This is a genomic window from Streptomyces sp. NPDC013187 (genome assembly GCF_042899705.1).
GTDB classification, from domain to species: Bacteria; Actinomycetota; Actinomycetes; order Streptomycetales; family Streptomycetaceae; genus Streptomyces; species Streptomyces hawaiiensis_A.
The window spans coordinates 145,837-166,249 of sequence record NZ_JBIBAF010000017.1 but is presented as its reverse complement, the minus strand read 5'-3'; the positions used below and the strand labels follow the sequence as shown (position 1 = coordinate 166,249).

The window sequence follows — 20,413 nt, the reverse complement described above, 5'->3', positions numbered from 1 at the left end:
GCCGTGAGTGAGGCACTTCTCGCCACAGAGGCGGCCGGGACGGACACCACCGTCCCGGCCGCCTCGGGGGCCCGTCAGTTCTGGCGGCGGCTGCGAACGCAGCACGCCGCCCTCGTCGCGGCCGGAGTCGTCGCGCTGCTCGGCCTGGTCGCGCTCGCCGCGCCGCTGCTCGCCGCCCTGGAAGGCCAGGACCCGACCACCTACCACCCCTCCCTGGTGGACTCCGCGCGCGGCGGCGTGCCCATCGGGCCCCTCGGCGGAGCGAGCGCCGACCACTGGCTCGGCGTCGAACCGCAGACCGGGCGGGACCTGTTCGCGCGGCTGGTGTACGGCGCACGCGTGTCCCTGGGCGTCGCCCTGGCGGCGACGGTCGTACAGGTGGCCCTCGGGATCACCCTGGGCGTGGCGGCCGCACTCGGGAAGCGATGGGTTGATCAACTGTTGAGCCGGTTCACGGACGTCGTCGTCGCCATGCCGCTCATGATCATGTCGCTGGCGCTGCTCGCGATCGTCCCGGCGAGCTTCCCGCGGCCCGTGCTCGTCGCGCTCGTCATCGGCCTGATCAGCTGGGGCAACATCGCCCGGATCGTGCGGGCGCAGACGCTCACCCTCAAGGAACTCGACCACGTCGCCGCGGCCCGGCTCAGCGGCTGGGGCACCTGGAGCATCGCCCGCCGCGAACTCCTGCCCGGGATCGCCGCGCCCGTCATCACGTACGCCGCGCTGCTCGTCCCGATGAACATCACCGTCGAGGCCGCGCTGTCCTTCCTCGGCGTGGGGGTGAAGCCGCCGACGCCCTCCTGGGGGCAGATGCTCACCAGCGCCGACGTCTGGTACCAGGCCGCCCCGCAGTACCTGCTGCTGCCCGCGGGCGCCCTGTTCGTCACGGTGCTCGCCCTCACGGTCCTCGGCGACGGCGTGCGCACCGCCCTCGACCCGCGCGCGGCCTCCCGGCTGCGCGTCGGGACGGGACGCAGGCGGGAGTCGAAGGCGGACGAGGGAGGCACGGCATGAACGGCCTCACCGGCTTCGTCCTGCGCCGCGCGGTCGGCGCCGCCGTCACCCTGTTCGTCATCTCGGTGATCGTCTACGTCGTCTTCTACGCCACCCCCGGCAACGTCGCCCAGATCACCTGCGGTCCGCGCTGCTCACCGGAACAGGTGCACCAGGTGGCCCGGCAACTCGACCTCGACGACCCGTTGTTCGTGCGGTACGGGCATTTCCTGCAGAGCCTCGTCGCCGGCCAGGACTACTCGACGGGTACGTCCGTGCAGCACTGCTCCGCACCCTGCCTCGGCCTGTCGTACCAGAGCGACCAGCAGGTCACGCAGCTGATCCTGGCCAAGCTCCCGGTCAGTCTGTCCCTGGTGGGCGGGGCGATGGTCATCTGGCTGGTCCTCGGCGTGGGCACCGGTGTGCTCTCCGCCTGGCGGCGCGGCCGGTTCTCCGAGCGGGTGCTGACCGGCATCACCCTCGCCGGCACGGCCACCCCGGTCTTCGTCATCGGCCTGGTCCTGATGATCGTCGTCTGCGGGGAACTGCAACTGCTGCCCTTCCCGCAGTACGTGGCGCTCGGCGACGACCCCGAACAGTGGGCGTGGAACCTGCTGCTGCCCTGGTTGTCGCTCGCCCTCATCGAGGCCGCTTCGTTCGCCCGGCTGACCCGGGCCTCGATGCTGGAGACGCTGGCCGAGGACCACATCCGCACCTTCCGCGCGTACGGCGTCGGCGAACGGTCGATCGTCGGGCGGCACGCACTGCGCGGTGCGTTCGCCCCGGTCATCGCGCTGAACGCCAACAACGTCGGGTCGGCGATCGGCGGCGCGGTGCTCACCGAGACGCTGTTCGGCCTGCCCGGCATCGGCCAGGAACTCGTCCATGCGGTCAACGTCGTCGACCTGCCGGTCGTGGTCGGCATGGTCCTGGTCATCGGATTCTTCGTGGTCCTCGCCAACGCCGTCGCGGACGTCCTGTACGCGGTGGCCGACCGACGGGTGGTGCTGACATGAGCCTGGTCGACGTGACGGGCCTGCGCGTGGAGTTCGGCGCGCTGCGTGCCGTCGACGGCCTCTCCTTCAGCCTGGATGAGGGCGCCGCCCTCGCCCTGGTCGGCGAGTCCGGCTCCGGCAAGTCGACGGTGGCATCCGCGCTGCTCGGCCTGCACCGCGGCACCGGCGCGCGGGTGGAGGGCACGGTCGAGGTGGCCGGCACCGACGTGCTGCGCGCCTCCGACGAGGAACTGCGGCGGCTGCGCGGCGGACGGGCCGCCATGGTGTTCCAGGATCCGCTGTCCTCCCTCGACCCGTACTACGCGATCGGCGACCAGATCGCCGAGGTGTACCGCGTGCACGCGCGCGTGTCCCGGCGGGCGGCACGCGCGCGTGCCGTGGAGGTCCTCGACCGGGTGGGCATCCCGGACGCCGCCCGACGGTCCCGGTCGCGGCCGCACGAGTTCAGCGGTGGCATGCGCCAGCGCGCCCTGATCGCCATGGCGCTCTCGTGCGAACCCCGGCTGCTGATCGCCGACGAGCCGACGACCGCCCTCGACGTGACGGTCCAGGCCCAGGTCCTCGACCTGCTGCACACGCTGCGTGAGGAGACCGGCATGAGCCTGCTGCTCGTCACGCACGACGTCGGCGTCGCCGCCGAGAGCGTCGACGAGGTGCTGGTGATGCGGCACGGCCGGGCGGTCGAACACGGCCCGGTCGGCGACGTGCTGGGCGCACCGGCCCAGCCGTACACCCGGGAGCTGCTGGCCGCGGTCCCCCGGCTGGACGCGCCGCGGAAGGCCGCGACGGACCCTGCGGAGGTCGTTCTGGAGGCGACCGGCCTCAGGCGTGATTTCGGGCGCGGAAAGCGGGCGTTCACGGCCGTGGACGACGTGTCGCTGGTTCTGCGCCGCGGCGAGACCCTCGGGATCGTCGGCGAGAGCGGCAGCGGCAAGACGACCCTCGGGCGCATGCTCGTCGGGTTGCTGGAGCCGACGACGGGATCGCTGACCTTCGAGGGCCGTCCGCACACCGGGGTGAACCCGGCCGTGCAGATGGTCTTCCAGGACCCGGTCTCCTCCCTCAACCCCCGCCGCAGCGTGGGCGAGTCCATCGCCGACCCGCTGCGCGCACGAGGTGAGCGGCAGGAGGGGCGCATCCGGGAGCGCGTGGGCGAACTGCTGGAGCGCGTGGGGCTCGAAGCGGCGCATTACGACCGCTACCCCCATGAGTTCAGCGGCGGGCAGCGCCAGCGGGTCGGCATCGCCCGGGCCCTCGCGGCCGACCCACGGGTCATCGTCTGCGACGAGCCGGTCTCGGCCCTCGACGTCACCACCCAGGCCCATGTGGTCGACCTGCTGGCGGAGCTGCAGCGTGAACTGGGGCTCGCGCTGGTCTTCGTCGCGCACGACCTGGCCGTCGTCCGCCAGGTCAGCGACCGGGTCGCGGTGATGCGGGGCGGCAGGATCGTCGAGGAAGGGCTCGTCGGGGAGGTGTACGAGTCGCCGCGCGACCCCTACACCAGGCAGCTGCTGGCCGCCGTACCGGCGCTCGATCCGCAGGCCGCCGCGCGACGCAGGGCGCAGCGACGCGAGCTGGCCGCGGCGTGACGCCGGGATCTGCTTCGGGAGTTGCCGCGGTATGACGCCGCGATCGGCTTCGGGAGTTGCCGCGGCATGCCGTCGCGATCAGCGTCGGAAGTCGGCCGCGGCATGACGATCTGTGTCCGCTTGATCTCCTAGCGCGACAGAACGCGACCCGCACGGGAAAGTTACGACCGTTCACCCCTTTTGGTGGTGCGACGGACAACCGTCCGTCGCACCACCACCTTGTCCGCATACGTTCGTCCCGCTGCGAGCCGCCGGGCAACGGCGGCTCCTCACACGGGAGATCGGGGGTGCACACGTGCGCATCGGACTGCTTACCGAGGGTGGCTACCCGTATGTGAGCGGTGACGCCAGGCTCTGGTGCGACCGGCTGGTGCGCGGGCTCGCCCAGCACGAGTTCGACGTCTACGCGCTCAGTCGCAGCGAGCACCAGGAGGACGAGGGCTGGGTCCCGCTGTCACCGAATGTCCGCCGGGTGCGCACGACGCCCCTGTGGACGGCCGAGGACGACGAGGTGGTGCTCGGGCGCCGCGCACGCCGGCGGTTCACCGAGCACTTCGGAGAACTGGCCGCCGTGCTGTGCGGGGGGCCTGGGGGAGCCTCCCCTGCCGCCGGGGGCGTCCCAAACTCTGCCGGGCTCTCCGGGAGTGCGCCGACCCTTGAGGCGGACCGTTTCGCCAACGCCCTGTACGGGCTCGCCGAACTCGCCCGCGAGGAGGGCGGACTGGCGGGAGCACTCCGGTCGGAGGCCGCCGTACGCACCCTGGAACGCGCCTGTCGTGCGCCCGGCGCCCATCGCGCGGCACGCGAGGCGCGCGTACCGGATCTGCTCACCGTCACCGCGCATCTCGAACGCGCCCTGCGCCCCCTCTCTCTCGACTGGTACGAGGACGACGGGCTCGGCGCGGTCGACCTCTGTCACGCCGCGTCCGGCGGGACGGCGGTCCTGCCCGGCCTGCTGGCCCGGCACTTCACCGGCGTGCCCCTGATGGTGACCGAATACGGCGTGCGCCTGCGGACGCACTACCTCACCGCCCCGGACGCCCCGCCCGCCGTACGCTCCCTGCTGGCGGCCTTCCAGGGGCGGCTCGCGGCAGAGGCCTACGGTCGGGCCGAGGTCGTCACCGCCGGCAATACCCACACTCGCCGCTGGCAGGAGCGCTGCGGTGCCGACCGCCAGAAGCTCCGCACGGTCTACCCCGGCATGGAGGCCCGGCCCTTCGCCGAGGTGGGCGAGTCCCCGGACTGCGCGGACCCGGACACGCTCGTCTGGGTCGGCCGCGTCGAGCCCGCCAAGGACCTGGTCTCGCTGCTGCACGCCGTCGCGGAGGTGCGCAAGCAGGAGCCGAGGACGCGGCTGCGCGTCGTGGGTGCTCCCGCCGGCCCCGAGGGCGCGGCCTACCTCGGCCACTGCAGGACGCTGGCCGCCCAGCTCTTCCCCGACGAGGCCGAGGGTCCGCACGCCGACGGCGACAATCCTGTGTCCTTCGAGGAGATCGGCGGCCCCGAACTCCCGTCCGTCGCCGACGCCCACGCCTCGGGTGCCGTGACCGTGCTGTCCAGCGTGGTCGAGGGCTTCCCCGTCGGCCTCGTGGAGGCCATGCTCTGCGGGCGCGCGACGGTGTCGACGGACGTCGGCGCGGTCGTGGAGGTCATCGGCGGCACGGGGCTCGTCGTACCGCCGCGCAATCCGCGGGCGCTCGCCGACGCGTGCGTGGCGCTGCTGCGCGACCCCCAGCGCCGTGCGCGCCTGGGCGCCGCCGCTCGCGCCCGCGCCCTCGAACTGTTCACGGTCGAGCAGAGCATCGAGGCATTTCACGGCATTTACCTGGAGATCGTCTCGCACGCGCCCGTTCGCCGTGTCCTCCTCGACGGAGCGGGGGCACCACTGCCGTTCGCGGTGCCCGCCGAGGCCCACGTACCCGTCCGCTGGACCGCCGCATCACCCCGCCTCACCGCCGCCCGCAGCGGCCCCGACCGGCCGGCGGGCAGACCCGTCCGGGCGACCACGCCCGCCCCCGCCCCGGAGAGTGCGTGATGAGTGACTTGGGCGAACTGGACCGTCCGGGAAGCACCTCGCGTCGGGGCGCTGCCGACCCGGTCAAGGCGCTGATGCACCGTCACCGTGAACTCTGTGAGCGCGCGGTGGACCCCCTGGAGATCGCCGCGGGACTGGAGGCGCACGGCATCACCGACCGGACCGCCGCCCGCTTCCGCCACCGGGACGTCTTCTCCCTCGCCGAGGAGATGTACGCGCGGGTCTCACGGGACAGTGACACACCCCTGCCCGCCCCGCCCGCCCCTCCCCGGGTGCGCGCCGACTGGGTCCTTCTGACCCTCCTGCCCGGTGCGCTGTGCACCGCAGCCGTGACCGCCGTGCACCTCACCCATGGGCAACCGCGTCTGTTCGCGGCCGCGGCGGGCGCCCTCGCCGTGGCCCTGGGACTCCGCGCGGCCCTGCGCCGAGGGCCCTTGAGCAGGACCGACAGAGACCGGCCCGGGCCGCGACCCGGCACAGGCGCCGGCAGGACCACCCCGTGGACCCTGTGGCTCGTCCTCTACGCCCTCCTGGGCAACGGCCTGCTCCGCAACGCCCTCGCCGGAGGCCCCGACACCCCGCCCACCGGCACCCCCAACGGCCCCTGGCCCCTCACCGCCGCCCCCGTCCTGGCTCTCGCCCTGGCCTGCGCACCCGCCGCCTGGATCGCACACCTCCTCACCGTGCGCGCCCGCCGCAAACTCGCCTCCAGCCGCGGCCTGGAGGACTTCACCGCCGCCGTACGCCCCCTCCTGCTCGGCGCGTTCGCCCTGTTCCTGGGTGCCCTGGCAGCCCTTCTCGCCCTCTGCGGGGCAGTCCTCGGCGAGCCAGGGGCCTCCGCTCAGGCCCTCGCCCTGGGGGCGCTCCTGTTCCTGGCCCGCCTCCTCACCACGCACGGCTTCACCTATGCCCCCGCCGTGGTCCTCACCGCGACGGCCACGGCAGAGGCGGTCGCCCTCGCCACGGTCTTCGCCTCCCGCCTCCCCGGGCTCGGCTTCCTGGCCACCCCCGTCGAAACCCTCGTCACCACCTGGGGCGCAGGCAGCGTCCCCACCCTCGCCTGCGGAGCGGCGGCCCTGGCCCTGCTGGTCCACACGACCCGCAAGCTCACCCGGGCCTCGGCCCACGCACCGTCGGAGCCCGCGCGGTGACCGCCGCCGACACCGCCTGCGGCCGCGGGCGGCATTCGCCCCGTCCCATCCCCTCCTTTCCCTTTCTTCCGTCCTTCCCTCCCTTCCTTTCCGCCTCGAGGAGAACCCGCATGACCACCCACCCAGGAACCCCGGCGACGCGGGGAGCCGCGCGATGAGAGTCCTGCTGATCGGAGCCAACGGCTACATCGGACGCTTCGTCGCCGACCGCCTGCTCGCCGACCCGGCCGTGCAGCTCACCGCTCTCGGCCGCGGTGACGACGCCGACGTCCGCTTCGACCTCGCCTCGGGCAGCCCCGGCGCCCTCACCCGCTTCCTCGACGCGGTCCACCCGGGTGTCGTCGTCAACTGCGCCGGCGCCACCCGCGGCGGTGCCCGCGAGCTCACCCGCCACAACACCGTCGCCGTGGCCACCGTCTGCGAGGCCCTGCGCCGCAGCGGCTGCGGAGCCCGGCTGGTGCAGATCGGCTGCAGCGCGGAGTACGGCCCGAGCCAGCCCGGCTCCTCCACCGCCGAGGACGCGGTGCCCCGGCCCGGCGGCCCGTACGGCGTCAGCAAACTCGCCGCCACCGAACTGGTCCTGGGCTCCGGCCTGGACGCCGTCGTCCTGCGCGTCTTCTCACCGGCCGGGCCCGGCACCCCCGCCGGCTCCCCGCTCGGCCGTCTCGCCGAGGCCATGCGCCGCGCCATGCAGTCCGGCGACGGCGAGCTGAAACTCGGCGGGCTCGGTGCCCAGCGCGACTTCGTCGACGTCCGCGACGTGGCCCGCGCCGTCCACGCCGCCTCGCTCTCCGCCGCGCAGGGCGTCATCAACATCGGCTCCGGCCGCGCCGTGCGCTTGCGCGACGCCGCCGCGGTCCTCGCCCGCGTCGCCGGATACGGCGGCGCCCTCCACGAACTCGACGGGCCTCCTGGCGCCCTTCGCACGGCCATCGGCCACCCCCGCCCCGACCCGGACCACGCGCCCCCCGTCGCATACCCGTACCCGGACGGCTGCGGCAGCTGGCAGCAGGCCGACGTGCGCACCGCGCGCGACCGGCTCGGCTGGCGTCCCCGGATCGGCCTCGAGGAGTCCCTTGCCGACATCTGGATGGAGGCGGCATGCCGCATCTGACCAGATCCCGGCGGAGCACTGCGGGCACGGAACTCCGCCCCGGCGTCGGGGTGCCCGGCTACGCACATCCCCTCCTCGCCCCCACCGAATGGGGCGAGCTGACCCGCCCCGGCACCCCGCTGCACTGGGTGGTCCTCAACGTGGCCGACGGTCCCGGCGCGCGCCCCGACCCGCACTGCCTGGCGGCGGCCGGCCGCCTGCGCAACGCGGGCATCCGCGTCCTCGGCCACCTCGACACCCGGTACGGCACCCGGAACTTCGGCGAACTGATCTCGGACGCCCACCGATTCGTCGACTGGTATCAGATCGACGGCTTCCTCCTGGAGCGCTGCCCGGCCGACCACGCCGGGCTGCCCGAGATCCGCCGCACGGTCGCCACGCTGCGCGTGATCCGTGACCCTGCCCACATCGTCCTCGGCCACGGCATCCACCCGCACCCCGGCTACGTCGAGCTCGCCGACCAACTGGTCACCTTCTCCGGACCCTGGAGCGACTACCGCTGGTCGCAGGTGGCCGAGTGGACCGCCGACCACACCCCCGAGCGCTTCTGCCACTTCGTCCACGGCGTGCCCCGCCCCCACCTGGCCGAGGCGCTCCGCATCGCCCGCTGGCAGGGCGCCGCGACGGTCTGGATCACCGACCACACGGACGGGGGCGGTCACATCGACCCCTGGGAGGCCATGCCCGGCTACTGGGACGAATTCGTCTCGCGTGTCGGAACAGGTGTCTCGGAATGAAAAAGCACATGGCACTGTTACGGGGAGAACAACCGTAGTGATTGACCGACCAACGGAGTCCCCGTGTCGCTGCCACCCCTGGTCGAGCCGGCTGCCGAGCTCACCGTAGACGAGGTCCGCAGGTACTCCCGCCACCTGATCATCCCCGACGTCGGGATGGACGGGCAGAAGCGGCTGAAGAACGCCAAGGTGCTGTGTGTGGGCGCCGGCGGCCTGGGCTCGCCGGCGCTGATGTACCTGGCCGCCGCGGGCGTCGGCACCCTCGGCATCGTGGAGTTCGACGAGGTCGACGAGTCGAACCTGCAGCGCCAGATCATCCACAGCCAGGCCGACATCGGCCGCCCCAAGGCGGAGTCCGCCCGCGACAGCGTCAAGGGCATCAACCCGTACGTGAACGTGATCCTTCACGAGGAGCGGCTCGAGGCCGACAACGTGATGGACATCTTCAGCCAGTACGACCTGATCGTCGACGGCACGGACAACTTCGCGACCCGCTACCTGGTCAACGATGCCTGTGTGCTGCTGAACAAGCCGTACGTCTGGGGCTCGATCTACCGCTTCGACGGCCAGGCGTCCGTCTTCTGGTCCGAGCACGGCCCCTGCTACCGCTGCCTGTACCCGGAGCCCCCGCCCCCCGGCATGGTCCCCTCCTGCGCCGAGGGCGGCGTCCTGGGCGTGCTGTGCGCGTCCATCGGCTCCATCCAGGTCAACGAGGCCATCAAGCTGCTCGCCGGCATCGGTGACCCGCTGGTCGGCCGACTGATGATCTACGACGCCCTGGAGATGCAGTACCGCCAGGTCAAGGTCCGCAAGGACCCGAACTGCGCGGTCTGTGGCGAGAACCCGACCGTCACCGAGCTCATCGACTACGAGGCCTTCTGCGGCGTCGTGTCCGAGGAGGCCCAGGCGGCGGCCGCCGACTCCACGATCACTCCCAAGCAGCTCAAGGAGTGGATCGACGACGGCGAGAGCATCGACATCATCGACGTCCGTGAGCCGAACGAGTACGAGATCGTCTCCATCCCGGGCGCCCGGCTGATCCCGAAGAACGAGTTCCTCATGGGCACCGCCCTGGAGAGCCTCCCGCAGGACAAGAAGATCGTCCTGCACTGCAAGACGGGTGTCCGCAGTGCGGAAGTCCTCGCGGTGCTGAAGTCCGCGGGCTTCTCGGACGCGGTGCACGTCGGCGGTGGCGTGATCGGCTGGGTCAACCAGATCGAGCCGTCCAAGCCGGTGTACTGAGCCGTATCGAACTACGGAGCCGAGCCGGTCCACTGAGCCGTATCCGGCCTCCCTCTCCCTGCGGCGGGGGCTTCGGGCACCACGGGTGTCCGAGGCCCCCGCCGTCGTCATGAGCAGACCTTGCCGTCCTCCGGCACCGAACCGTCCAGCAGGTACGCGTTCACCGTGGAGTCGACGCAATCGCTCCCACTGCCGTACGCGCCATGCCCCTCGCCCCGCCAGGTGAGCATCACTCCGACACCCTTGCCCAGTTCGTCGGCCATCCTGCGCGCGCCCTCGTACGGGGTGGCCGGGTCGCCGGTGTTGCCGACCACCAGGACCGGTGCCGCGCCGGGGGCGCTCACTTCCGGGGTGTCGTGCTGTCCGGGCACCGGCCAGTCGTGGCACCAGCCGGCCGTGTCCCAGCCGAGGAACGTGCCGAAGACCGGGGAGATCTTCTCGAACCGGGGCAGCAGCCGCTTCGTCTCGGCCACCGTCGGCCGTTGCCGGTCGTCCAGGCACGATATGACCCGCTGGGAGTGGGTCGTCGTGCCGTAGCGCCCCGAGGGGGCACGTTCGTTGTAGCGGTCGGCGAGGGTCAGCAGCTCCGAGCCGTCGCCCTGCTCGGCCGCGTCGAGGGCGCTGGTCAGCGTCGGCCAGCTGTCCTTGCTGTACAGCGGCAGGATGATGCCGGTCACCGCGAGGGCCTGGGTCAGCCTCCGCCCCGGCAGGCCCGCCGGGAGGGGGCGGGCGTCGATCCGCTGCAACAGGGCCGCGATCTTCCGCGTGCCCTCCTGGCGGTCCTGGCCGGTGGACTCGAGGTAACTGTTCAGCGCGCGCTGGAAGCCCTTCGCCTGGTTCTGGGCGTGGCCCACGGTGTCCGCCCCGGGGTCGACGACCGCGTCCAGCGTCATGCGCCCCACCTTCTTCGGGAACAGGTGGGCGTAGGTGCTGCCCAGTTCGGTGCCGTAGGAGATGCCGAAGTAGTTCATCCTCTTGTCGCCGAGGACTTCACGGATGCGGTCCATGTCGCGGGCGGAGTCGGCGGTCGAGACGTGGGCGATGAGTTTGCCGGCGTCCTTCCGGCAGCCCTTGCCGAAGTCGGCGGCGTCCTCCAGGTACGCCTTCTCCTCGGCTGGGGTGTCCGGGGTGAGGTCCACCGACTCGGCGGCCTGGATCTCCTTGTCGCCCCGGCAGCGGACCCCCTCGCTCGCGCCCACCCCGCGGGGGTCCCAGCTCACCAGGTCGTACCGCTCGCGCAGTGAGGAGACGGTCGGGGCGTACGACGGCATCATCGACACGCCCGAGGCACCCGGGCCGCCGAAGTTGAACAGCAGCGACCCGACCCGGTCGCCGCCGCGCGCCTTGGCGCGGATCAGCCCCAGACCGATCGTCTCGCCGTCCGGCTTCGACCAGTCCAGCGGCACCTTCAGCGTCGCGCACTGCCAGTCGCTGCTCGGCGCGGGGCCGTCGGCACCGGCCTCGCAACGCCCCCAGGACAGCCCGCTCCGGTCGTCGTCGGACGGACCGCCGCTGCAGCCCGCGGCCAGCAGGGCCGATGCGGCCGCCAGAGCGGTCCACCGAACGAAGCGCGTCATTGCCCATCCCCCCTCGCAGGCCGTCCGCTTCGTGCCGCGGATGGCGGTCCGGCCATGGTAGGCACATCCCGCGTCTACCGTCTCAACCTGTGGATAACCCTTTGACCTGCGGTTTTGTGGGTTTGTGGGTTCGCGAGAGCGCTGAGGGCGTCAGGTGCAGACGGTCCCCGCCGGCGGCACCTTTCCGTCCAGCAGATAACCGTTCACCGCGCCCTGCACACACGGGTTCTTGCTGTCGTAGGCGCCGTGACCCTGCCCCCGGTAGGTCAGCTCGATGCCGACACCCTTGCCCAGCGCGTCCACCATCGCCCTCGCGCCCTCGTACGGAGTGGCCGGGTCACCGGTGTTGCCGACGACCAGGATCGGCGCCGAGCCCGGAGCGCTGACGTCCGGGTGGTCGGCCGCGCCCGCCACGGCCCAGTCGGTGCAGCCGATCATGCCCCAGGCCCAGGAGTCGCCGAACAGTGGGGACGCGGTTCGGAACTCGGGCAGTTTCCGCTCCACGTAGGAGGTGTCGTAGCGCGATTTGGTATCCGCGCAGCTGATCGCGGTATGGGCAGCGGTCGAGTTGTCGTACTCGCCGTTCTCGCTGCGCCCGTTCAGCGAGTCGGACAACAGCATCAGGATGCTGCCGTCACCGTCGTAGGCCTGCTTCAGGCCCTCGGTGAGGGTCTCCCACAAGTCTTGTGAGTACAGCGCTTGCACGATGCCGCTCGTTGCCGCGCTCTGGGTCAGTTCGCGCGGGAAGACGCCCTGGATCGGCTTGTGGTCGAGGTCTTTCAGCAGCGTGTCGATGCGGTCCGTCACGTTCCGCGCGCTGTCGCCGATGGGGCACTCCTCGGTCTTCGACACGCAGTCCGCGGCGAAGTTTTCGAGCGCGAGCTGGAAGCCCTTGACCTGCGCGAGCGAGCCCTGTTCGGAGTTCAGGGTGGGATTCACGACGGCGTCGAACACGACGCGGCCGACCCGCTCGGGGAACAGATGGGCATATACGCCGCCGAGTTCCGTGCCGTAGGAGAAGCCGAAGTAGTGCAGCTTGTCGTCGCCGAGGACCTGGCGCATGAGGTCCAGGTCACGGGCCGCGTCGGTGGTGCGCACATGGGGCAGGAGCTTCTCGGAGTTCTGCTCGCAGGCGTCGTTGAATTCCTTGGTGCTGTCCACGAGCCGGCGGCGTTCGACGGCGTCGTCGGGCGTGGCGTCCTGCTGGAAGTACGCGTCGAGCTGCTGGTCGTTCTCGCAGAGGACGGGGGCACTGCGGCCGACTCCGCGTGGGTCGAAGCTGACCAGGTCGTAGCGGGTGCGCAGGGTTTCGAAGCCGTCTGCGGAGCCTGGCAGGGTGGTGACGCCCGAGGCGCCGGGGCCGCCGAAGTTGAAGATGAGCGAGCCGATGCGTTCGCTGTCGTCGCCGGTGGTCCTGACTCTGATCAGCTCAAGGCCGATCGTGTCGCCCTTGGGGGTGCCCCAGTCGAGCGGGGCCTTCATGGTGGCGCACTGCCACTCGCCGCCGTCCGGCAGGGGAGAGGGCGGGGCGCCCCCGCCCTGGGCCTCGTCCGGGGCCGGACAGGCCTTCCAGCTCAGTTCCTGCCGCGTCACGTCCGCGTCCTGGGCGTCGTCGCCGCAGCCCGCCAGCACGCTGGACAGCAACACGGCGGAGGCGGTCAGGGCGGCGGCGCGCAGCCGGAGGAGCGTTGGCATGGTTCCATCCTGCGGCGGTCCCGGACGGGGCGCGCGGGACGCGGGCCGTACGAGGTAAGAGGGCTGGGTGAGGCGAAAGGGCCTGCTCGCCGGGCCGACGGCGCTGACGAACCCGCGCCCGGTCCGGTCGGGTCGGAGGGCTGACGAACCCGCCCCGAGCCCGGTCAGAGGACTGACAAACCCACACCCGACCCACTCGGGTCGGAGGGGTTGACGAACCCGCCCCGCTCCGCTCGGGTCAGAGCGCCTGCTTGCGTGTGAGGTGGTTGAAGGCCAGCCAGCCCGGCAGGACGGGCAGCCACAGCGTCAGGAGGCGGAACAGCAGGACCGCCGGTGCCGCGACCTCCTTCGGGAGCCCGACGGCGATCAGACCGACCGTCAGGGTCGCCTCGACCGCGCCCACACCGCCGGGTGTCGGTGCCGCGGAGCCGAGGGCGTTGCCCGCGAGGAAGACGACGGCGACGCTGGCGATGCTGATCGAGGTGGAGTCGTCGCCGAACGCGCGGATCGACGCGTCCAGGCACATCACGAAGCAGGCTGTCAGCAGCAGCATGCCGCCGATGCCCGTGACCAGCTTCTGCGGCCGCTGAAGCACGTCCAGCATGCGCGGCACGACACCGGCGAACAGCGACCGCACGCGCGTGACGACGAACTTCCGCAGGAACGGCACCGAGGTCACCACGAGCACGAGGACCGCCACCGTGAGCAAGCCGGCGATGACCGTCCGGGACGGCGACAGCGACGGCGTCTTCTCGGTGCCGGTCAGATAGCCGAAGGACAGCAGCATCAGGATGTGGCAGCCGAGCCCGAACAGCTGCGACGCGCCGACACTCGCCACCGCGAGCCCCGGCCGCACTCCCGCGCGCTGCAGGAAGCGCGTGTTCAGCGCGACACCGCCGACGGCCGCCGGGGCGACGATCTTCACGAACGACCCGGCGACCTGGGCCGCCACGGTCCGCACGAACGGAACCCGCTCGGGTACGAATCCCAGCAGGGCCATCGCCGCGGCGACGTAACTGCACATCGAGAACAGCACGGCCGCGGCGACCCAGCCCCACTCGGCGTTCGCGATGAGCGGTCCGAACTCGATGTGCGTGAGCTGCGTCAGCAGGAAGTACGCGCCGATCGCGCCGGCGATGAAGCTGATCAGCGTGCGCGGACGCACCCGCTCCAGGCGCGCCGGCTCGACGGGGGCCTGCGGCCTGATCCGCAGCACCGCGTGCCGGATCTGCGTGAGCAGGTCCTCCTCGCGCGCCTCCTCCACAGCCTCGTCGATCGCCCGCTTCTCGGCCCGCTGCTCCGCCCGTACGGCCTTCTTGTCGGGTTTCTCCAGGACGGGCCCGGACTCGTCCGCGTGCTCATCCAGGCGGGCCTGCTTGGCCAGCCGGGAGGCCTCCAGTACCGCGTCGCGCTCGCGCTGTGCCCGCTCCCGGGCCAGTCTGCGCAGCGTCGCGCGCGTGGAACGGCTGAGCGCGATGGGCTGGAGCATCGGCAGGCAGTCCGCCACCGCGTCCGGACCGAGCACGCTCACCGCAGAGGCCACCGCCCGCTCGGCGCCCACCCGCAGGCCGAGCGTCACCAGCAGCTGGGAGGTGTCCATGCGCAGCAGCAGATCACCGGCCGCGATCTCGCCGACGCGCAGGTCGGTGAGGATCACCGTGCCTGAACGATCGACCAGGATCGCGTCGCCCACCAGCCTGCGATGCGCGATACGCCGCGACTGCAGCGCCTTCACCTGGTGCCAGGTGTCGCGCAGCAGGTCGTCGGTGATCTCCTCGTCCGGCAGCGAGTCGAGGGTGTGTGCGCCGCTGTGCTCGTAGACGAGCATCACCGCGTCGGGGCCGAGCTCGGAGGTGGCGATCAGTTTGGGTGCGTTGGCGCCGGCCGCGATGGCCGCGTACGCCAGCAGCGCCTCCTGCTCCAGAGCCTGACGCAGCGACTGGAGGCTGCTGCGGGTGGCGAAGCCGCGCAGGGTGAGGTTGCGCCACGCGCGGTAGAAGAAGCCCTGGGCCTGCTGCTCGCGGTCGACGACCGTCACGTCCAGGGGCGGGCCGTCCTCAAGAGTGACGAAGTAGCGCCGCCCCCGGTCTCCGGTGTCCGGGTTGTCCGAAGTGTCCTCTCGTGACGCGCTGACCGGGCGGAAGCCGACGGTCCGCAGGCCGGCCATCAGCGTCTGCCCCGTGGGCCGGACGTTGGGCGAGCCGACCGCGTACAGCGTGCCGTAGGCCACGGTCCAGCCGATCAGCACCGTCAGAATGATCGAGAACGGGGTCGTGTACCCGGTGACGAGCATCGAGAAGGCGTCGAGGAGCAGCACGACCCACAGCACCGCTCGCCATCTCGGTCTGCGGGACATGCCGACGGCCGTCATATAGGCGATGACCGGGGCGAGGTATCCGTGCACAGGGTCGGTCAGCGCGTGGATGTCGCCGGGAGAGGGCTGGGTGAGCGCCTCCTGGATGGAGTCGGGGGCGGCCCGGGCGACCCACAGGTCCGTGGCGAGGGTCACGCCGTGCGCGAGGACCGCCGCGAGGACGCCGTCGGCGATGCGTAGCCCGTCCCGCTTGATCAGCCGCTCGATGGCGAAGGCGACCGGCACCAGCAGGATGGCGATGCTGGAGGCCAGCCCCGCGATCTTGATGAGCAGGTCGGGTGCCTGCCCGGTGCCCTTGTTGATGTCCTGTTCGAGGCCCGAGGTGGTGCCGTGCGCGAACGCGGCGATCCCGATCAGGAGCGCGACGGCGAGCACACCCACCAGGAGACGCATCAGGTCGGACGGGCGGTGCACGCGCGCGGGGAGGAGCGGTTCGTCGCCCTCCACCTCGTCGATGTGTGCGAAGTCGGATTCCTCGGCGGCCGCGCGCGTCTTCTTCGCGGCCCCCTTCGGTCCGTCGTCCGGAGTGCCCGGGCGCGACGACGCGTCAGAGATGCCCTCCGTGTTCTCGGGGTGCGCACCCTGCTGCTTCATCGTCTCTTCTTGGTCTCGTATCACCGGTCACCGCCCGCACGATGGTGGCATGCCGCACCGGCACATGGGGCAATCAGGGTGCACATGCGGGGGCGGACAGTCTGCCCGATGGGCCACCGCCCGGTGGGGGAAACGCTCCGGAGCGCGCCCGGCCCGTTGTCGGTGGGGTGGGGCAGGATGGGGCGGATGAGTGAGCAGAGGAGCCCTGAGGGGGGCCGGTACGAGGACGAGCTCGCGCAGGCGCTGCCCGAGTTCGCCGAGCGGGTCCTCGACGTCGCCGAACTGATCCCGGCGGGTCGTGTCATGACCTACGGGGACGTCGCCGAGTGGCTGGAGCAGGGCGGCCCGCGCCAGGTCGGCCGTGTGATGGCGCTCTACGGCGGAGCCGCTCCATGGTGGCGGGTCGTCCGCGCGGACGGCGTCCTGCTGCCGGGGCACGAACAACGGGCGCTCGGCCACTACCGGGCGGAGGGCACGCCCCTGAAGGAGGCGAGCCGCGCCGCCGAGGGCCACCTGCCGCGCATCGACATGAGACGCGCGCGGTGGGACGGCGGTGATCGCGCGGAGGGTCACACCTGACAGCTTCCGCCATCGGACGTCCGCCCGTGTGACCCGTGATCCGTATGGGGGAATCGGGGCACACCGGGGGCATGACGTACGTTCGTGAGGCAAGGGGCATGAGCGCCACGAGTGCCGTGAGTGGTCGGTGGGAAGAAGGGGAAGGCCTGCTTCCGCCTGACTCATCGGCGTAGCGTCGGCTGCGCGTGCCCCCGTCACCCCGCGGTCACCGCCCGCCACGCGCGGCGGCCCGTCACCCAGCACTTCCAAAGAACCGGCGAACCACGTGAGCTCCTCTTCCTCCACCAGCGGCCTGTCGCACCCCCGGGTGCGGTGGGGGAGCCGTGGCGCTTACCGACTGGTGCGTACCCCTCCTGCCCGCATGGACCCCCCTCTTCTGGACGCCTCGCAGCGCTCCGTGGTTGACCACAGGGCCGGTCCGCTGCTCGTCCTAGCAGGTCCGGGCACCGGCAAGACCACCACCCTGGTCGAGTCCGTGGCCGAGCGCGTCGCCCGGGGAGGGGACCCCGAGCGCGTCCTGGTGCTCACGTTCAGCCGCCGGGCGGCCGTCGAACTGCGCGACCGCATGGCCCTGCGGACCGGCGCCGCCCGCGCCCCCCGGGCGACCACCTTCCACTCGTTCTGCTACGCCCTGGTCCGCGCCCACCAGGACAGCGACCTGTTCGTGAACCCGCTGCGCCTGCTGTCCGGACCCGAGCAGGACGTCTCGGTGCGGGAGCTGCTCGCGGGCCAGGTCGACCTGGAACGGCTCGGGCTCGCGCACGTGCGCTGGCCGGACGAGCTGCGCGCCTGCCTGACCACCCGCGGCTTCGCCGACGAGGTCCGCGCGGTCCTGGCCCGCAGCCGTGAGCTCGGCCTCGGCCCCGACGCCCTGGACGCCTTCGCCCGCCGCACGGGACGGCCCGACTGGCGCGCCGCGGCCGCCTTCCTCGCCGAGTACCTCGACGTGCTCGACCTGCAGGGCGTGATCGACTACGCGGAACTCGTCCACCGCGCGGTGCTCCTCGCCCGCCGTCCCGAGGTGGCGGCGTGGCTCGCCGCCCGGTACGACGCCGTCTACGTCGACGAGTACCAGGACACGGATCCCGCTCAGGTGCGGTTGCTGGACGCCCTGGCCGGCGGCGGCCGCACGCTCGTGGCCTTCGGTGACCCCGATCAGTCGATCTACGCGTTCCGGGGCGCCGACGTGAACGGCATCCTGGACTTCCCGCACGCCTTCCCGCGCGCGGACGGCCGCCCGGCCCCCGTCTCGGTGCTGCGGACGTCCCGTCGCTCCGGTGCCGGCCTGCTGGCCGCCACCCGGCTCCTCACCCAGCGCATGCCCCTGACCCGCCTGCCCGCCGAGAAGGTCCGCGCCCATCGCGAACTCGCCCCGGTGCGCGACGGCGGCCGCGTCGAGGTGTACACGTACCCGACGTCCGGGACGGAGCTGGACAACATCGCCGACATCCTCCGCAGGGCGCACCTGGAGGACGGCGTCCCCTGGAGCGAGATGGCCGTCCTGGTGCGCGCCGGTTCCCGCACCATCCCGACGCTCCGCCGCGCCCTCTCGGCGGCGGGCGTCCCCGTGGACATCGACGGCGACGATCTGCCCTTGCGGCAGGAACCGGCGGTGGCACCCCTTCTGACGGCGTTGCGGGCGGTGGCCGCGGCGGAGGCGGGCCCCGTCGAGGAGCCTCAGGCCTCCGATGTGTCTCCCGAGCCTGTGGGCCCCGGGCATGCCCCCTCATCCGAGGTCGCCCCTTCCGTGCACCGGGGCACCCGCTGGCTCGACACCGAAACCGCCCTCACCCTCCTGACCTCCCCCCTCGCGAGCATGGACGCCGCCGACCTGCGCCGCCTCGGCCGCGCCCTGCGTGACGAGGAGCGCGCCGCCGGCAACCCGCTGCCGCCGCCCTCCGACGTACTGCTCGCACAGGCGCTCGCCGAACCGGAGCGACTCGCCGTGCACGACCCCACGTACGCGCGTGGCGCCCAGCGCCTCGGCGCGCTGCTGCGCAAGGCCCGCGAGCGCCTGGCCGGCGGCGGCACGGCCGAGGAGGCGCTGTGGGACCTGTGGCAGGGCACACCATGGCCCGCGCGGCTGGAACGGGCCGCACGCCGGGGTGGCGCCGCCGGACGCAACGCCGACCGCGACCTGGACGCCATGTGCGCCCTGTTCGCCACCGCCGCCCGCGCCGAGGAGCGCACCGGCGGCCGGGGCACCCTCAACTTCCTGGCCGAGATCGACGCCGAGGACATCGCCGCCGACACCCTCACCCGGCGTGCCGTACGCCCCGACGCCGTCCGCCTGATGACCGCGCACCGCTCCAAGGGCCTTCAGTGGCGCCTGGTGGTCGTCGCGGGCGTCCAGGAGGGCCTGTGGCCCGACCTGCGCCGCCGCGGCTCCCTCCTGGAGGCCGACCGCATCGGGCGCGACGGACTCGCGGAACCCCTCACCCCCGGCGCGCTGCTCGCCGAGGAGCGCCGTCTGTTCTACGTGGCCGCCACGCGCGCGCGTGAACGCCTCGTCGTCACCGCGGTCAAGGCACCAGCCGACGACGGCGACCAGCCCTCCCGCTTCCTGGCGGAACTCGGCGTCGAACCCAAGGACGTCACCGGACGCCCCCGCCGCCCGCTGTCCGTCGCCGCGCTCGTCGCCGAACTGCGCGCCACCACGGTCGACCCGCGCGTCTCCGACGCTCTCCGGGAGGCCGCCGCGCACCGCCTGGCCCGGCTCGCCGCCCTCGCCGACGAGGACGGCCGCCCCCTGGTGCCGTCGGCGCACCCCTACCGTTGGTGGGGCATGTTCGAGCCGACCGAGTCCAAGGTGCCGCTGCGCGACCGCGACCAGCCCGTGGTGCTCTCCGGCAGCGCCCTCGACCAACTGGCCAACACCTGCGCCCTCCAGTGGTTCCTCGGCCGCGAGGTGAAGGCCGACGCGCCCGCGACGGCCGCCCAGGGCTTCGGCAACGTGGTGCACGTCCTCGCCGACGAGGTCGCCTCCGGGCACACCCCGGCCGACCTCGGCGTCCTCATGGAACGCCTCGACTCCGTGTGGAACGCGCTGGCCTTCGACGCGCCGTGGAAGTCGGCCCAGGAGAAGGACAACGCGCGCGTGGCGCTCGAACGGTTCCTGCAGTGGCACGTCATGAACCGCACCGGCCGCACCCCCGTGGCCAGTGAGCACGACTTCGACGTCACCCTCGAAGCGGGCGACTACCAGGTGCGCATCCGCGGCCAGATGGACCGGGTCGAGGCGGACGGCGACGGCCGCGCCTACGTGGTCGACTTCAAGACCGGCAAGCAGGCGCCCGGTTCCAAGGAGGTGGAGCGCCACCCGCAGCTCGCCGTCTACCAACTGGCCGTCCGCGAGGGTGCCGTCGACGAGGCCTTCGACGGCGTACGTCCCGAACCGGGCGGCGCCGAACTCGTCCACCTCCGGCAGGGGGCGGCCAAACGCGACGGCGGCGAGAGCCTGCCCAAGGTGCAGGCCCAGGAGCCGCTGGAGGGGGAGTGGGTCGGCGACCTGCTCGCCACCGCCGCCGGCAAGGTCCTCGACGAACGCTTCACGCCGACCGCCGGGCAGCACTGCACGCACTGCGCGTTCCGGGCCTCGTGCAGCGCGCGCCAGGAGGGGCGTCACGTCGTCGAGTGAGGTATCGCACCACCCGTGCTGACCTGCGCTTCTTCCTCCCCTGAAGGCCGGTGCGGCCGGCAGTGTCAGTGGCCGCCGCT

At 72.4% G+C, this 20,413-nt stretch carries 13 protein-coding genes; 10 read left to right on the top strand and 3 right to left on the bottom strand.

What is annotated here, in order from left to right:
• Positions 1–3: 3 nt before the first annotated feature.
• The 8 genes from ACFY5B_RS31970 to moeZ all read left to right on the top strand — a co-directional run bounded on the left by ACFY5B_RS31970 (position 4) and on the right by moeZ (position 9,877).
• Positions 4–1,014 (top strand): ABC transporter permease, encoded by a 1,011-nt coding sequence (locus ACFY5B_RS31970; RefSeq protein ID WP_389976203.1) that lies wholly within the window; start codon positions 4–6, stop codon positions 1,012–1,014.
• A complete protein-coding gene (locus ACFY5B_RS31965; protein ID WP_389976201.1) occupies positions 1,011–2,009 on the top strand; it encodes an ABC transporter permease in 999 nt (332 codons plus the stop codon). Before ACFY5B_RS31970 ends, ACFY5B_RS31965 begins: the two co-directional genes overlap by 4 nt.
• Positions 2,006–3,598, top strand: a complete 1,593-nt coding sequence (locus ACFY5B_RS31960; protein WP_389976199.1) for a dipeptide ABC transporter ATP-binding protein — start codon at positions 2,006–2,008, stop codon at positions 3,596–3,598. The genes ACFY5B_RS31965 and ACFY5B_RS31960 overlap by 4 nt, the downstream gene beginning before the upstream one ends.
• Before the next feature lie 295 nt (positions 3,599–3,893).
• Positions 3,894–5,633 (top strand): DUF3492 domain-containing protein, encoded by a 1,740-nt coding sequence (locus ACFY5B_RS31955; RefSeq protein ID WP_389976196.1) that lies wholly within the window; start codon positions 3,894–3,896, stop codon positions 5,631–5,633.
• On the top strand, positions 5,633–6,784 hold the full coding sequence (locus tag ACFY5B_RS31950) for a hypothetical protein (RefSeq protein WP_389976193.1): 1,152 nt from the start codon (positions 5,633–5,635) through the stop codon (positions 6,782–6,784). The genes ACFY5B_RS31955 and ACFY5B_RS31950 overlap by 1 nt, the downstream gene beginning before the upstream one ends.
• Before the next feature lie 154 nt (positions 6,785–6,938).
• Positions 6,939–7,898 carry an NAD(P)-dependent oxidoreductase gene (locus tag ACFY5B_RS31945; RefSeq protein ID WP_010047687.1) on the top strand — a complete coding sequence of 320 codons (960 nt, stop codon included), beginning with the start codon at positions 6,939–6,941 and terminating at the stop codon, positions 7,896–7,898.
• On the top strand, positions 7,886–8,635 hold the full coding sequence (locus tag ACFY5B_RS31940; RefSeq protein ID WP_389976190.1) for a spherulation-specific family 4 protein: 750 nt from the start codon (positions 7,886–7,888) through the stop codon (positions 8,633–8,635). The genes ACFY5B_RS31945 and ACFY5B_RS31940 overlap by 13 nt, the downstream gene beginning before the upstream one ends.
• Before the next feature lie 63 nt (positions 8,636–8,698).
• The gene (gene moeZ, locus ACFY5B_RS31935; protein WP_104777511.1) at positions 8,699–9,877 is read left to right on the top strand and encodes an adenylyltransferase/sulfurtransferase MoeZ; all 1,179 of its coding nucleotides are present in this window, start codon (positions 8,699–8,701) and stop codon (positions 9,875–9,877) included.
• Positions 9,878–9,984: 107 nt separating this feature from the next.
• On the opposite strand, the gene ACFY5B_RS31930 is transcribed toward moeZ, so the two are convergent.
• The 3 genes from ACFY5B_RS31930 to ACFY5B_RS31920 all read right to left on the bottom strand — a co-directional run bounded on the left by ACFY5B_RS31930 (position 9,985) and on the right by ACFY5B_RS31920 (position 16,117).
• A complete protein-coding gene (locus ACFY5B_RS31930; protein WP_389976187.1) occupies positions 9,985–11,454 on the bottom strand; it encodes an alpha/beta hydrolase in 1,470 nt (489 codons plus the stop codon).
• Positions 11,455–11,604: 150 nt separating this feature from the next.
• Positions 11,605–13,149, bottom strand: coding sequence for an alpha/beta hydrolase (locus ACFY5B_RS31925; protein WP_389976184.1), 1,545 nt, complete (start codon positions 13,147–13,149; stop codon positions 11,605–11,607).
• Positions 13,150–13,387: 238 nt separating this feature from the next.
• A complete protein-coding gene (locus tag ACFY5B_RS31920; RefSeq protein WP_389976181.1) occupies positions 13,388–16,117 on the bottom strand; it encodes a lysylphosphatidylglycerol synthase domain-containing protein in 2,730 nt (909 codons plus the stop codon).
• A gap of 186 nt (positions 16,118–16,303) precedes the next feature.
• On the opposite strand from ACFY5B_RS31920, the gene ACFY5B_RS31915 reads away from it, so the two are divergent.
• Together ACFY5B_RS31915 and ACFY5B_RS31910 are read left to right on the top strand one after the other, a co-directional pair.
• On the top strand, positions 16,304–16,696 hold the full coding sequence (locus ACFY5B_RS31915; protein WP_389976179.1) for an MGMT family protein: 393 nt from the start codon (positions 16,304–16,306) through the stop codon (positions 16,694–16,696).
• Positions 16,697–16,961: 265 nt separating this feature from the next.
• Positions 16,962–20,333: an ATP-dependent helicase gene (locus ACFY5B_RS31910; RefSeq protein ID WP_389976176.1), complete on the top strand. Its 3,372-nt coding sequence runs from the start codon at positions 16,962–16,964 to the stop codon at positions 20,331–20,333.
• Positions 20,334–20,413 lie beyond the last annotated feature (80 nt).

Bases quoted from the DNA above. Each gene is read 5' to 3' on its own strand.
- ACFY5B_RS31965 (WP_389976201.1), top strand. From the start codon at position 1,011: ATGAACGGCCTCACCGGCTTCGTCCTGCGCCGCGCGGTCGGCGCCGCC.
- ACFY5B_RS31960 (WP_389976199.1), top strand. From the start codon at position 2,006: ATGAGCCTGGTCGACGTGACGGGCCTGCGCGTGGAGTTCGGCGCGCTG.
- ACFY5B_RS31950 (WP_389976193.1), top strand. From the start codon at position 5,633: ATGAGTGACTTGGGCGAACTGGACCGTCCGGGAAGCACCTCGCGTCGG.
- ACFY5B_RS31945 (WP_010047687.1), top strand. From the start codon at position 6,939: ATGAGAGTCCTGCTGATCGGAGCCAACGGCTACATCGGACGCTTCGTC.
- ACFY5B_RS31940 (WP_389976190.1), top strand. From the start codon at position 7,886: ATGCCGCATCTGACCAGATCCCGGCGGAGCACTGCGGGCACGGAACTC.
- ACFY5B_RS31930 (WP_389976187.1), bottom strand. From the start codon at position 11,454: ATGACGCGCTTCGTTCGGTGGACCGCTCTGGCGGCCGCATCGGCCCTG.
- ACFY5B_RS31925 (WP_389976184.1), bottom strand. From the start codon at position 13,149: ATGCCAACGCTCCTCCGGCTGCGCGCCGCCGCCCTGACCGCCTCCGCC.
- ACFY5B_RS31920 (WP_389976181.1), bottom strand. From the start codon at position 16,117: ATGAAGCAGCAGGGTGCGCACCCCGAGAACACGGAGGGCATCTCTGAC.
- ACFY5B_RS31915 (WP_389976179.1), top strand. From the start codon at position 16,304: ATGAGTGAGCAGAGGAGCCCTGAGGGGGGCCGGTACGAGGACGAGCTC.